Below are 14,491 nucleotides of genomic sequence, written 5' to 3'. Positions count from 1 at the left end.
TTTACTTCCCGTGTTTTAAATAAAAAAGCAGTTTATCGTTACTAAAAATAAGTAACAATAAACTGCCTTCCTCATGTAATGTTCTAACTTAGCATTTTACTTAATTAACTAATCCAAATGTATATGACATTAACTTATTCGTCTCTGTAAAACGTTTTGTTTTACTTGAAGTCCCCATGACTACTGTAATAATTCGAGTATCTCCTTGTTTTGCAGTACCTGTAAAACAGTACCCTGCACTATCTGTAAATCCTGTTTTTAATCCGTCTATTCCTTCTATATATAAACTTTTATTATTTTTGTTTAGCATGTCATTTGTACTGATAACATTAATATTATTAAATGCTAACTGACTTTGACGTAAGTGAGTCACTTCTAATATCTCCGGATAATCTTTTATAAGATGATACGCCAGTTTTGCTACATCGGCAGCTGTCATCTTAGTCTCACTTCCATCAGGCTCTTGTAGCCCTGATGCATTTGCGAATTTAGCATGTTCCGACATTTCTAACTGTTTCGCTTTTGCATTCATAAGTTGAACGAAATCTTTCTCCGTCTTTGCCATATGTTCTGCTAACGCCACCGCCGAATTATTTGCCGATTCAATCATTAATGCATGGTACAAGTCTTTCACAGTCAATGTGTCATTCACTTGGACTGGGATTCTCGCACCCTCTGTTTGCGCTGCTTTCTCACTCATTTTCACCGGATCTTCCCAGCGAACTTTCCCATTATGTACACTCTCTAATAAAAGGTACGCTGTCATCATCTTAGACATACTAGCTGGCGCAAAAGCTTCATTTTCGTTATGTTGATAAATAACATCTCCATTACTCGCATCGATAATCATAGCTGCTTTTGCATCAACTTTTGGTGGGATGTACTTTGACGGAACTACTTTTTCAGTTACCCCAGTTTTAGGTAGCTCTGCCACTTGTAAAGGTGGTCCCTCTACATTTGTTGTACTCTTTTGAGTTCCTTGGAATAAGAACCAACATATCCCTAAAATAATGACTAATAGGATTGTTACTCTTCCCCATTTCAACCGATTCATTTCAAAACTCCTTTAGCAAACCTTTTATACACTCACAGTCAACCATAACAACAATTCCTGCATATCGTCAAGGTAAAAAGTATATTTATTCATATACAACAATTATTATTTCAATCTATTTATGTTACACTATGAATACTGAAATATAAGAATATTCAATGATAAATTCATAAACAAACTATTTAATAGAAAGGATTCATACAAATGATACTTCCAAAACCATTAAAATACGGCGATACTATTGGGATTTATTCGCCCTCTTCACCAGCAACCTACACTTCCCCAAAAAGGTTTGAACGAGCAAAATCTTACTTAAAACGGAAAGGGTTTCATATATTGGAAGGTTCACTTACAAATCAATATGATTATTATCGTTCTGGCAGCATACAAGAGCGTGCTGATGAACTAAATGATTTGATAAGAAATCCAAATATTTCTTGTATCATGTCAACAATTGGTGGGATGAATTCCAATTCATTATTACCTTATATCGATTATGATACTTTTCGAAATAACCCTAAAATAATGATTGGATATTCAGACGTAACAGCTTTATTACTAGGAATTTATGCAAAAACAGGAACTCCTACATTTTACGGTCCTGCACTCGTTCCTTCTTTTGGAGAATTTGAGCCTTTTGTAGATGACACATACAAATATTTTTCAGAAACATTACTAAACGATCAACCTCTTCCTTACAATATAAAGCAACCGTTATTTTGGTCAGATGAATTTATTAATTGGGAAGAAAAAGTGAAAGAAAAAGAACTTAGACCAAATAATTGGATTTCTGTAACGAATGGACAAGCTACTGGGCGTATGATTGGCGGGAACTTAAATACAATACAAGGAATTTGGGGTAGTCCTTATATGCCACCTATTCAAGAAGGTGATATTCTATTTATTGAAGATAGCTCAAAAGATGCAGCTACTATTGAAAGAAGCTTTTCCTTACTTAAACTTAACGGAGTATTTGATAAAGTTTCTGGTATCATTCTTGGAAAACATGAGCAATTTGATGATTGCGGTACGAATCGAAAACCTTACGAAATACTATTAGAAGTACTACAAAATCAAAGAATCCCTTTTCTAGCTGACTTTGATTGTTGTCATACGCATCCAATGATCACTATGCCCATAGGTATTCCAATTAAGCTGGATGCGACCAATAAAACGATACATATTTTAGAAAAATGGACGGTCTAAGCACACTTATATTATAGGAAGAAAATATAATGAACTTACCGTTAGAAAACAATGAAAAGCTCCGTTTATGAAAAACGGAGCTTTTCATTATTGACCTAAATTTTGTATCTTATCTTTCAAATCTCGCACTTGATCCATCGTCTGCATAAGCTCAGAGTTTTTAAATTGCTCTACATCAATTTTCCCTTCCTCTACCTTCTTCATAGACGTATCAATTAATGTATTTAACTTTTCATTATATCCGACGATTTGTTGGTGAAGATCCTTCGCAACATCTGGTGGTGTTAATTCATTAAAAGCTGGTATATCTTGTTTAATTTCATTTAGCTTCGCTTCCAATTCTTTTCGGGCTTCTTTATCATTAACAGCCTTTTCCGCTAACGCCGGAGCTTCATTTGCAAATGCGCTTATTTCATTCACATAGTCTGTTGCCTTTTGAGCATAATCTAATGAGTTCTTTCCTTCCTCTACTATCGAACAACCTATTAAACCAATTGAAACTATCAATACTAATAAAATTGATTTTATTTTCATTTTAGACTCCCTTCGTCTTTATAATTGTCTGTAAGCTTCCCTTCATAACTTCTAGCTTAATTGCTTATAACCTTTTTTCAAATAGCAATTTACCCACTTACATGCCCTATTATTGTTACAACATCAATTTCTATATGTACGCTAATAATATCTTCAATTATATCCATATATCCTTGTCCTATAGCTGTTCCATAGTGTAATGACAGCCCCTTCTTTTCATAAACTGACTTTGGCACTGTAAAAATAAATCTCCTCAAGTTTCTTTCATCAGCCGGTTCCATAATTAAAACAATCCCATCCTCATCAAACATATACACTCGCCCTCCAACTTTACATTCACTATGGCTCAGTATTGCCTTGGTCAACTAAATTTAAAACCTAAAAATACGATACACGCTTCTCTATAATTAAAATAAGAAGCATTCATTCTTTTTTTAAAGAATGAACGCTTCTTCAAAACGTTGTTTTAAAGGTCCTTCCCCCCTGTAGATGGGGGATATCACTTCCCCTCAATACACATCTCTTGCCTATCATTTTCGGACAATATAGAGCATATCTGTTTCAGATAACCCAAATTTCTTAGCGCTTTTCATTCCTTGTTTTTCAGCTATGTTATACAGTTCCACCTTAAATCCTGCATTCATTAATCGTTGAATAAATCCTGATTGATTATAAATTCTTACATGATCTTCATGACCAAAAGCTAATTTTCTTAATTTCGGTGTTACAATTAATTCATTCTCTATAATAGAACCTACATTCATTACGATTGGCACTTGAATAATTCCCCATCCATTTGGCTTTAATATTCTATATAACTCTCGCATCGCTTTTTCATCATCGAAAACGCGTTCTAATACATGGTTACATAAAATCACATCAAATGTGTTATTTTCATATACAATTCTTGTAACATCTATTTCTTTCATTAACGGATCCTTCGGTTCAATATCTCCACATACATATGTAATGTTTTTATACTGACTAAACCATCCTCTTACCTTTGCTTCCGGTGCAATATGAAGTACAGTATCATTTCCACTTAATAAATCAGTTTCCATTTCAATATAAACACGATATAACCTTTCACGATCCATCGAATCACATACCGGACAAATCCCCGTATCTTTATTCCACATCTCGAATTTATATTTTGGAAAATCGTAATGTGCTGGCCAAGGGGAAAATTTTGCAAATTGTTGATTGCAATATTGACAATAACATACTTCTTTCTCAAATATACGAGTAACTACCTTATTTAGTGCCTTCTCTATCTTTCCATTATCAATTTCATTTAATTGCCCACCTCTTACTGCATCTTTCATTATGAACACCGCATTTTCCAAACAATAAGTCAAGCACTCTTTATAATCTTGCTCATCATTTAAAAATCCACTATTATATGCATCTATTATTAATTCAATCCATTCCTCAATTGTCATGAATATAAACTGCTTTTGCTTTTGATTTCGTCCACTATACTGTCTAAAATAACTAAGAGGTTCCTGTATATAAACGACTCTACCTTTCTTCATCATATCGAGCCATGTTGCAATGTCATGAATAGCAGAATAAGCTTTCCCCTTAAAACAACCAAACGCTCCTCCAAAAAACTTCCGATTAAACAGAACTGTTGTAGGTTCACCAACTACATTTTTCAAGTTTTTTAACATATAATTCCCTAATTCTTTCCCTTCAAAAAGTGTAGTTTCTTTGGCAATTTTCATATTCAATGTTGATGGTGGTAAAACCTCTCCATTCTCATCAATTAGTTCCCGATATGATGTCACAAACGAAATGTTTTCTATTCTAAAAAAACAATTCATCATTCTTTTAATCTTTTCAGGATGAAATAAGTCATCATCTAATAAAAAGTTTATATACTCTCCAGTTGCAAGTTCTATACATTTATTAAAGTTCTCAGCTTCTAATGGGGTTTCACTTTTAACATATGTAATGCATTCATATTCACGTAAATATGGTTGGATCATCGCGTGAACTTCAACGTTCGTACTGTCGTCAGAAATTATTATTTCAATATTTTCATATGTTTGATTCAAAGCACTTTTGAGAGCTAATTCCAAATAATGAGGTTTATTGTAGGCAGGAATAAGTATGCTAACTTTCGGTAAATGAGAGTTATAATTCATATATTGTTTTTTCTTTTCTATATTAATTTTCTTTAGCTTAATTTGTTGATAAAAATCTAATGTATATAATAGTGATGATGGAACTATTCTTCTTGCATAGTCTAGAAAATTAGTTATTGCTTTGTCTAACTCTGTTTCATTAGCTAAAAAACCATATTTTTCTCCAACTATAATACTATGTGAAAAATCTTCTAATCCATCCATAAGTTTATTAGATTCATTTAACTGTTGACCTGGATGTAATCGGAAGTAACTAAGTGTCTCCGCTATATATACTGCTTTTCCTTTACTTAATAAGGATAACCATGAGGCGATATCTACGTTGCATAGATACCTCCTTTTATCAAACATACCATACGGTTCTTTCAAATCATTTTTACGAAATAATACCGTTGTAGGTTCTCCTATATAATTCTTTTGATTTACAATTACCCTATTTGCTAATTCCACCCCATCTACTATTGTGTCATTTTCAAATAGACGTACTGTTGAATAAATATGTCTTAATTCGTTCTCTTCATCATCAATTACTTGGCGATGGGATGTTACGAGCTTAATTTCATGATTTAAATCATTGACATAATATTTCATCATTTTTTCAATTTTATTAACATGAAATATATCATCATCCATTAAAAAGTTAATATACTCGCCGTTCGCCTCATGACATAACATAAGTGCATTTTCAAATTGCCCTAGAGTTGAGCTATTTTTTATATAATTAATATTTGAATACTTACACAAATATTTTTGTAATACCTTTTCTGTTTCGTCATTCGTACTATCATCTCCAATAATAATTTCTATGTTAGGATATGTTTGTTCTAACACACTACATAATGCTTTTTCAAAGTAGTGAGGACGATTATAAGTAGGAATTAATACACTCACCAATGGCATTCGATCTATCGCCTCTTTACTTTTTTCAAAATGACCTCTCATCTTATTCCTCCACCTTTTCGCATATTATTTATATACGCGACACAAAATCACATGACTAAAACCGTATGGAACCTTTATACTTTTATGCAAGCGCGTAACAAAATATCCTACTTTTCACTCCTATATATACACATTCAATAATACAGACATTTGATTTACAGCTTTCAATTCATAATGATTACCATCCTAAAACAGTATTGAGCCAAATAAATCTATACGTTGAAATGAATATATATTTCTTAACAAAAAATAGCTACACCATAAGGTGCAGCTATTTTTACGATAAGTACTTAATCAAATTATATTCCTTTATCTAGCTCATAAAGCATACGATATCTCTCATTTTCTTTAAGTAATTGCTCATGACTTCCTTGCATTACAATTTGACCATGATCAAGGAATATAACTTCATCTACATGTTCAATTCCTACAAGATGATGCGTAATCCAAATGACTGTATTTTCTTCCGTTGCAGAAAACATTGTTTCTATTAAAGATAACTCTGTCTTTGGATCTAACCCGATAGTAGGTTCATCAAGTACAATAATCGGCGCTTCTTGCATAAGCGTTCTAGCAAAAGCAACCCTTTGTCTTTCTCCACCAGAAAATCTCTTCCCCATTTCATGCATTTTTGTTTGTAATCCATCTGGAAGAGAAACGATATGCAAAGCTAATTGTGCTTTCTCTAAAGCGTTCCATATCTCTTCATCATTAGCCTCTGGTTTACCGATTCGCACATTGTTTCCAATTGTCGTATCGAACAAATGCGGTTTTTGATTTAATACGGAAATATATTTGGATAAAAGATTCGTATGCGCTTGTTCACCATTCAATAAAACTTGGCCATGTACCGGACTTAACGCCCCTGTTAACAATTTTAGTAAAGTAGATTTCCCTGTCCCACTTCTACCTAAAATGGCAATTTTCTTTCCTGCTTTTATTTGTAACGATATATCTTTTAATACAGTCTCGTTACTATCTGGATAACTATACGATATATGATTCAGTTCAATATCTACATGTTTTGGTGCACCGTAATCCTTATCTTCATGCAAATCCATTTCATCATGTAAAACACTATCACTTTCTACACGATTCAGACGATGAGCAGATTCTACATAAGATGGGATTCGATCGATGGCATCTGAAATCGGAATAAGCGCATTCGTTACAGATAAAGTCATTAATACGAAGGCCGCGATAACTGTAGGTGCAATCTGTTCACTTGCCGCTTCATTCCCAGTCCATATAATCATTGAAATAACTACAATACCTACTACTAAATGAATGAGACTGTCTCGAATATGATACCAGCGTTTCAATCTCTTCTCTGTTTTTAACAATCGATCATTTTGCTCTACATACTCATTAATAAATTCATCTTTTCGACCACTTGCCTGCCAATCCGATAATCCAAAGACTGCATCTGTTAGTTGTTGATACAAACGGCTTCTTCCCTGCTTTAAAGTAACATGATGTCGCCTCATCAATAGTAATGATACGAATGGAAGAAGAAAAACGATAATAGCTAACATACAAACAGTAATCAGTGCAAATACGAAGTCAAATGTACCAATAACGAGTACGAAAATGCTATATACAACTAGTGCTAATATACTAGGGAATATTGTACGTAAATATAGGTTTTGTAAATGCTCTATATCTTCGGATAGTACGCCTAACACATCACCCGTTTGAAATCGCGAACGGAAAAATAACGCCTGTGGTTCTACTATTCTGTATAGTTTCGTTCTCATTCGTTCTAATATGCGTAGTACGACATCATGTCCCACTAAACGCTCTATATAATGGAAAACAGCTTGCCCTATACTAAACGCACGTGTTGCAACAATCGGAACATATACAGCCATTACATTTTCTGGTCTAAGAGCAGATTTAGAGATTAAATAACCTGAAATAAAAAGTAACATCGCACCTGAACTAACTCCAAGAAGCCCAAGGAAAATAGTTAAAGTCATTCTACCTTTATTTTGCTGTATATAAGGTTTAATCCAGTTACTCATTTCTCTCCCCTCTCTTCCCTATGAAAATGTAATGTCTCTTTCTTTAACAGTTCTTCATACGTTCCACTTTCTTTAATTTTCCCTTTATTTAAAATAAAAATATGATCCATTTGTTTCATCCAATGCAGACGATGTGTTGCAAGAAATACTAACTTACCTTCAAACAGACGTAACATCGATTGCTTTATTTCAAATTCAGTTTCAATATCAAGATGCGCCGTAGGTTCATCTAATAAAATGATTGGTTTTTTACTTAAAAGTGCACGCGCCATAGCGACACGTTGTTCTTGTCCGCCACTAAGCATACGTCCACCTTCTCCAATTCTTTCATCCATCCCATTTGGAAGGGATGCAACGAGTGAGCTAAGCCCTACATCATGAATAACTTTCTTGATTTCTTCATCCGTTGTATTTGTCTCGTAGAAACAAATATTATCTTTTAATGAAAGTGGGAAAATATATGGTTGCTGTGGAATATAAGCAATATTTTTTTGCCAATCTTCACGAGTAGATCCGTCAATTCCCACACCATTTACTAACACTTTCCCACCGGACGGAGAGAGAAATCCTGCTAACACATCGATTAACGTTGATTTCCCTGCCCCACTTTCACCAATAATGCCTATAGCACCGTTACCTTGCCAAGCAAAGTCAATTCCCTCTAATATAGCCTTTTTAGATTCATCGTTATTTACTTTTACATCTTGTAATTTCAAGCTACTTGAAGAATTCCATACTATATCTACATTTGAATCTTTCTTTTCTATTTCTTTTTGTTGCTGTAGAATTCCCTCTATTTGTTCCATCGCAAGTTGGCCATCTAATGTAGCATGATAATTCGCTCCAACTTGCTTAATCGGTAGAAAATATTCCGGAGCTAAGATTAATATTGTAAGAGCAGGCAATAAAAGAATCGTTCCGTCTATTAAACGAATTCCTAAACCTACTGCCACAAACGCAATTGATAAACTTGTAAAGAAATCTAATGCAAAAGAAGAAAGAAAAGCAACTCGCAAAGTACGCATCGTTGCTTTTCTATATCTTTTACTAACCTTTTCAATCTTTCCTTCGTGCTGTTTACTTTCCCCTAAATACTTTAATGTTTCTAACCCTTTTAACGTATCTACAAAATGATTAGAAAGTACACGATATGTTTCATATTGACTATCAGCCATTTTCTGCGCTGCTAATCCTAAAAGAATCATAAATATGATTACAATAGGAATCGTTACAACTAAAATGATTCCAGACTTAATATCCAGCGTAAAAACATATAGTACAATTAATCCCGGAACGATACTACTTCTAATCATTTTGGGGATTGTCAATTCAATATATGTTTTAAATTTTTCAATCCCTTCAATCGATAAGGTAACCAGATGACCTGTTCCGACAGTTTGAACATATCTTGGTCCTAACGTGAAATATGCCTCTATTAATTGCTTTCTTAGCAACGATCCTGTTTTTTCAGCGAAACGTTCCACTAAAATTTGTGATATTCGAACCAACATGTGGCGCGCTGCAAACATGACCCCAAAATAAACAGTTTCATTCAACACAGATTGCACTGTTTCTCCATTAAATAAAAACGTAATAGCTCTCGCTAAAAACACTGTTTGCGCAATAATACTAAAAGCTTCTAAAATACTAATAATCGTTAACGCTACATATAACATACGGCTACCGGGATAAGACGGAAGTCCTCTTTTTCTTTTCATTAGTACTCCAAATCGTTGTCTGACTTAACAGGTTGTCTAAATACATAATAACTCCATATTTGACTTCCGATAACGAAAGGCAAAATAGCAATCGCAAAGTAAGTCATAAGTTTTAATGCATAAGCTCCTGATGCTGCATTGTAAATTGTCAAATCATTCATTGCTCCTAAAGAGCTAATCATAACACGTGGGAACATACCGATAAATACACTCGCACTTAGTAAAATGATTGTTAAACTCGTCATAAAGAAAGCCCAACCATCTCTTCTTCTTTTATTTAATAAAGTGGACGCTAATAGTGCTACAAAAGCTCCAATTGGTACCATAATCCATTCTGTACCATGGGCAGTGAAAATATCGGTTTTCCATAACCCTATACCAGCAAAAATAAGAAGTGTTATTAATGAAAATGGTGCAATTTTTATTGCAGCAATTCGTGCACGTTCTCTCAATTTACCCGTTGTACGTATTGTAAGGAATTGTAGTCCATGAACAATACATAGCAGAAGGAACATTACTCCACCAAGTAACGCAAATGGATGAAGTAATTGTAAGAATCCACCTACAACATTTTTACTCTCATCGATAGGTACACCTACCATAAAGTTTGCAATCGCAACTCCCCAAAGGATAGGAGGTAGCATACTTCCAATAAACATACCCCAATCCCATGCACTCTTCCATTTATGATTATCTATTTTCGCCCGGAATTTAAAGGAAACACCTCTTAAAATTAAAGCAAGTAGCATAAATACAAAGGGAACATAAAAACCACTAAATAAAGTTGCATACCAGTGCGGAAATGCCGCAAACATAGCACCACCAGCACAAACAAGCCATACTTCATTCGCGTGCCAGAACGGTCCTATTGTATTCAAGTAAACTCGTTTTTCAAAATCATTCTTTCCTAAAAACCTTGAAACCATTCCTACACCAAAATCGAAACCTTCCAGTACGAAGAATCCAACAAATAAGATTGCAATAACTAAAAACCACAACTCATTAAGAGATAACATACTCTTCCTCCTTATCAAATGGATCATGGCTTTGATAATCCTTTTTCGTTTTCTTATTCGTATGTCCCTTAATAGTACGAACAAATAAGTACACACAAATTCCACCCATAATTAAATACATTGATGTGAATGAAATAAGTGAGAATAGTACTTCACCGAATGTTACATTGGGTGATACAGCATCTTCTGTTTTCATTACACCAAATACTACCCAAGGCTGACGACCCATTTCAGTCATAATCCATCCTACTGTATTACCGATGAACGGAAGAGAAATTGCATACACCATTACTTTTAAATACCACGTTTTTTCAGCTAAACGATCTTTTCTTGATAAGAACCATCCGTAAGCTCCTAGAAGTAACATGAATGTTCCACTCATTACCATTGCTCTAAAACTCCAAAACATCGTATGCACTGGAGGAATATAATCTCCAGGTCCATATTTTTCTTCATATTGTTTTTGAATTTGATTCATCCCTTCAACTTGACCGCTAAACTTATCATACGACAATAGACTTAGCATATAAGGGATTTGAATTTCAAATGAATTTTCTTTCTTCTCTGTATCAATTTTCGCAAATACTGTAAATGGCGCTGGATCCTCACTCGTATTCCATAGCGCTTCAGCTGCAGCCATTTTCATTGGATGTGTCTTAATTAATTGTTGTGCTTGTGCATGACCGAAGAACAATACAAGCGCTGTTGTAATCGTTCCAACAATGATAGAAATTCGGAAAGATTTTTTAAATACTACAGTTTCTTGTCCTTTTGTAATTTTCCACGCACTTACACCCGCAATAAAGAATGCACCTGTTGCAATTGCCGCTGTAATTGTATGCGGGAACTGTACCCATAATTGTGGATTTTGAATAATCGCTAAAAAGTCATTCATTTGCGCACGACCATCTGCTGCCATTTCATACCCTACAGGTGACTGCATAAATGCACTTGCAGTTAAAATCCAAAACGCTGATAACATTGTTCCAATTGAAAGGAGCCAAATACATAATAAGTGAATTCGCTTCGGTAATTTATCTTCACCGAATACCCATAAACCTAAAAATGTAGACTCAATGAAAAATGCTAGTAATCCTTCAATTGCAAGTGATGGACCAAATACATCACCTACGAAACGTGAATATGTGGACCAGTTCATACCAAACTGAAATTCTTGTAAAATACCTGTTACTACACCTACTGCAAAGTTGATAAGGAATAATTGCGTCCAAAACTTCGCCATCTTCTTATATACTTCTTGTCCTTTTACCACATACAACGTTTGCATTATCGCAATAATAAAAGCTAAACCAATTGACAGCGGAACAAAAAAGTAATGGAAAATCGTTGTTGATGCGAACTGTATTCGTGCCAATTCGAGCGTTTCCATACTAAAATCACTTCCTTCATAGTTTTTATAATTAAAATTAATTGAGCAATCGTAAAAAACTCAATTATTAAGAAATGCGAAAAGACAAAAACATCTTGTATGTATTGTCGAAAAATGCAAAATTTCAGTTTTTCAAACTATTGCAATGCTATTTTTTACCTTTTCACTATTTCTGTAGTGTTTTGATTCGTTAATCGAATTGTATAATATACCTGCATAGTAAATTCAGGTTATTTTTGACGTATTATTGACATCATTTTGTCTGAAATATGTCTTTTGTCATTTTTTTGAATCAGATTTTTCTCATTAGCAGAATGTGTTTTTTCAATATACGGCTTACTTTTATATCTATAAAACAATCGTTTTTTTCTTCATACACTTGACTTTTACCCGGAAAAATGTCCTCGAAACCACCCTGGATAAATGCTTATTTTTTGTCAAGAGAAAAATGTATTTTCAAAATTCAAACTCGAAATAATGTTATTCAAAAATAGAAAAATAGCTTCCCTCTCCCTCGACTAAAAGTTCATTTTTTTGTCATTTTTCCAGAACAAATAAAAAACTGAGAGTCAATTAGACTCTCAGTTTTTTTATTTATTTTGCTGTATGTTTTCTAACGGCTGGTAAAATTTCAGTAGCAATTAATTCAATATTTTTCTCAATTTTATCAAATGGTACACCGCCAAAATCAATTTGTGCCATAAAGCGTTGTTGGCCAAACAATTCATATTGGTAAAGCATTTTCTCAATGATTTGTTGTGGGCTACCAACCATTAAAGCATCACGGTAATCTATTGCATTTGTAAATTGCTGTTTCGGATACCCACCACCGCGCAGTGTAAGCATACCAGCATTAATATGAGGGTAATATTCACTAAGTGCATCTTGTGAATTTTTTGCCGTATAAAATAAACTCGTTGTCGCAACTGGTAAACTAGCTGGATCAAATCCACTTTGCTGAGCAGCCTCGCGGTAAGCATCTACTGACACTTTAAAGTTAATTGCTGGACCACCAAGTGTTGTTATCATCATTGGCACACCTGCACGTCCTGCTTTAATTGCACTAGCTGGCGGTCCACCAACCGCACGCCAAATTGGCAGGTTATTGTTTTTAGCTCTAGGAATAACTGAAGCATGCTCAAGTGGTGCTCTGAACTGCCCATTCCATGTGACATGTTCCTCTTTATTAATTTTTAATAAAAGATCCATCTTCTCTTCAAATAACTCTTCATAATCATTTACATCGTAACCAAGTAAACTATATCCTCCAATACGAGATCCACGACCAGCTACGATTTCAGCACGACCATTAGAAATCAAGTCAATGGTAGCGAAATCCTCATATACTCGAACTGGGTCAGATGTACTTAATATCGTTGCGGAACTTGCAATTTTTATATTTTTCGTAGCTTGCGCGGCCGCACCTAAAATAACTGTATGAGCTTGCGTTGTAAAATGTGTTTGATGACTTTCGCCGACAGCAAACACATCAAGCCCTGCCTCATCTGCTAACTTAGCTGTTTCAATTAGTTCGTGAATTCTTTTCTCTGGCGTAATTTTCTCCCCATTATGTGGATTTAAAACATGATCACCGATTGAATATAATCCAAACTCAATTCCTTTTCTTGTATCTATACGGTATTTTTCCATAGTTACTCTCCCCTTTAATAAAGTAGTATTAGTTTTTTTCTAAAAACGTTGGTAAGTCAAGTGTATCTCCGTATTACCTACGCCTTAACTTGATTAGTCAATTGATAGTATAAAAAAATTACTCTTGCGGTAATTCTTTTTTTTCACTATGCTTATGAACTTTCGTCATCAGCTCGTATAATATTTTCTGCTCTTCTTCATTTAATACATCATCAAAAAACGAAGATTGAAATGCAAGTTGCTCTGGCAATGCTCTCTCTAAAGCTGCTTCTCCTTGCTCTGTAAGACTAATTGTTTTTGTTTTCCAATCTTGTTTTCGCACAATATATCCTTCTTTTTCAAGACGAGTTAACATTCGAGAAATACCGCCTTGCGTAACAGTAACCTTTTCAGCTAACTCCATTTGTGTCAACGGCTGATATGTCCGTATTTGCAAAAGGACATCAAATTGGGCTGTCGTTAAATCAAACCGTTTTAAAAATTCATTTGACATTTGATTACTTTGATTCGTAAATCGTATTAAACGTAACCATATTAACGATCCTATCGTATTATCACGCATGTTTTATCACTTCCTAGCGTTTATCTTATTATCACTTTACTACGCAAGTGATGTTAATGCAAGTGATAATTACATTTTTTATATAACTCAACTTACTTGAACTTAACCAAAGATATTACTCGTGTAGTATTAGGTCTACTTACCATTCTCTACATCTCCATAAAAAAAGGATTAAGCTCCAACGCCTAATCCTTATCATGCATTTATTTTTGTTTTCCAAAACGGTATGTTTGAAATTCACACCA

The 14,491-nt window shown here is 34.2% G+C and carries 11 protein-coding genes; 1 reads left to right on the top strand and 10 read right to left on the bottom strand.

Going from position 1 to position 14,491, the window contains the following annotated elements; translation table 11 throughout:
* Positions 1-100 precede the first annotated feature (100 nt).
* Positions 101-1,054, bottom strand: a complete 954-nt coding sequence (locus tag ACS2MN_RS00355; RefSeq protein WP_087950181.1) for a D-alanyl-D-alanine carboxypeptidase family protein — start codon at positions 1,052-1,054, stop codon at positions 101-103.
* Between the two features lie 204 nt (positions 1,055-1,258).
* Between ACS2MN_RS00355 and ACS2MN_RS00350 the strand changes: the two genes are divergently transcribed.
* On the top strand, positions 1,259-2,260 hold the full coding sequence (locus tag ACS2MN_RS00350; protein WP_346994306.1) for a S66 family peptidase: 1,002 nt from the start codon (positions 1,259-1,261) through the stop codon (positions 2,258-2,260).
* Positions 2,261-2,347: 87 nt separating this feature from the next.
* Here ACS2MN_RS00350 and ACS2MN_RS00345 read toward each other — a convergent pair whose 3' ends face one another.
* From ACS2MN_RS00345 to ACS2MN_RS00305, 9 genes are all read right to left on the bottom strand, one after another.
* The gene (locus tag ACS2MN_RS00345) at positions 2,348-2,794 is read right to left on the bottom strand and encodes a DUF6376 family protein (RefSeq protein WP_000695210.1); all 447 of its coding nucleotides are present in this window, start codon (positions 2,792-2,794) and stop codon (positions 2,348-2,350) included.
* A gap of 89 nt (positions 2,795-2,883) precedes the next feature.
* The gene (locus tag ACS2MN_RS00340; protein WP_000459109.1) at positions 2,884-3,105 is read right to left on the bottom strand and encodes a hypothetical protein; all 222 of its coding nucleotides are present in this window, start codon (positions 3,103-3,105) and stop codon (positions 2,884-2,886) included.
* A gap of 219 nt (positions 3,106-3,324) precedes the next feature.
* Complete coding sequence (locus ACS2MN_RS00335) at positions 3,325-5,886, bottom strand: glycosyltransferase (protein ID WP_001214017.1); 2,562 nt, start codon at positions 5,884-5,886, stop codon at positions 3,325-3,327.
* 299 nt (positions 5,887-6,185) lie between these two features.
* Positions 6,186-7,910: a thiol reductant ABC exporter subunit CydC gene (gene cydC / locus ACS2MN_RS00330; protein WP_098805901.1), complete on the bottom strand. Its 1,725-nt coding sequence runs from the start codon at positions 7,908-7,910 to the stop codon at positions 6,186-6,188.
* Positions 7,907-9,628 (bottom strand): thiol reductant ABC exporter subunit CydD, encoded by a 1,722-nt coding sequence (cydD, locus tag ACS2MN_RS00325; RefSeq protein ID WP_098805902.1) that lies wholly within the window; start codon positions 9,626-9,628, stop codon positions 7,907-7,909. Before cydD ends, cydC begins: the two co-directional genes overlap by 4 nt.
* Positions 9,628-10,644 (bottom strand): cytochrome d ubiquinol oxidase subunit II, encoded by a 1,017-nt coding sequence (cydB, locus tag ACS2MN_RS00320; protein WP_000950090.1) that lies wholly within the window; start codon positions 10,642-10,644, stop codon positions 9,628-9,630. Before cydB ends, cydD begins: the two co-directional genes overlap by 1 nt.
* Entirely contained in the window at positions 10,631-12,034 is a 1,404-nt protein-coding gene (cydA, locus tag ACS2MN_RS00315) for a cytochrome ubiquinol oxidase subunit I (RefSeq protein ID WP_000448866.1), read from the bottom strand. Before cydA ends, cydB begins: the two co-directional genes overlap by 14 nt.
* 594 nt (positions 12,035-12,628) lie before the next feature.
* Positions 12,629-13,684 carry an LLM class flavin-dependent oxidoreductase gene (locus ACS2MN_RS00310; protein WP_000417545.1) on the bottom strand — a complete coding sequence of 352 codons (1,056 nt, stop codon included), beginning with the start codon at positions 13,682-13,684 and terminating at the stop codon, positions 12,629-12,631.
* A gap of 118 nt (positions 13,685-13,802) precedes the next feature.
* Positions 13,803-14,246, bottom strand: a complete 444-nt coding sequence (locus tag ACS2MN_RS00305) for a MarR family winged helix-turn-helix transcriptional regulator (protein ID WP_001205523.1) — start codon at positions 14,244-14,246, stop codon at positions 13,803-13,805.
* Between the last annotated feature and the right edge of the window lie 245 nt (positions 14,247-14,491).

The organism is Bacillus cereus group sp. BceL062, assembly GCF_051780025.1.
Taxonomy (GTDB): Bacteria; Bacillota; Bacilli; order Bacillales; family Bacillaceae_G; genus Bacillus_A; species Bacillus_A toyonensis.
The sequence above is the reverse complement of the archived record's forward strand: the minus strand, read 5'-3'. Positions and strand labels throughout refer to the sequence as shown.

Coding starts and splice junctions, on each gene's coding strand:
- ACS2MN_RS00355 (WP_087950181.1), bottom strand. CDS start 1,054: ATGAATCGGTTGAAATGGGGAAGAGTAACAATCCTATTAGTCATTATT.
- ACS2MN_RS00350 (WP_346994306.1), top strand. CDS start 1,259: ATGATACTTCCAAAACCATTAAAATACGGCGATACTATTGGGATTTAT.
- ACS2MN_RS00345 (WP_000695210.1), bottom strand. CDS start 2,794: ATGAAAATAAAATCAATTTTATTAGTATTGATAGTTTCAATTGGTTTA.
- ACS2MN_RS00340 (WP_000459109.1), bottom strand. CDS start 3,105: ATGTTTGATGAGGATGGGATTGTTTTAATTATGGAACCGGCTGATGAA.
- ACS2MN_RS00335 (WP_001214017.1), bottom strand. CDS start 5,886: ATGAGAGGTCATTTTGAAAAAAGTAAAGAGGCGATAGATCGAATGCCA.
- cydC (WP_098805901.1), bottom strand. CDS start 7,910: ATGAGTAACTGGATTAAACCTTATATACAGCAAAATAAAGGTAGAATG.
- cydD (WP_098805902.1), bottom strand. CDS start 9,628: ATGAAAAGAAAAAGAGGACTTCCGTCTTATCCCGGTAGCCGTATGTTA.
- cydB (WP_000950090.1), bottom strand. CDS start 10,644: ATGTTATCTCTTAATGAGTTGTGGTTTTTAGTTATTGCAATCTTATTT.
- cydA (WP_000448866.1), bottom strand. CDS start 12,034: ATGGAAACGCTCGAATTGGCACGAATACAGTTCGCATCAACAACGATT.
- ACS2MN_RS00310 (WP_000417545.1), bottom strand. CDS start 13,684: ATGGAAAAATACCGTATAGATACAAGAAAAGGAATTGAGTTTGGATTA.
- ACS2MN_RS00305 (WP_001205523.1), bottom strand. CDS start 14,246: ATGCGTGATAATACGATAGGATCGTTAATATGGTTACGTTTAATACGA.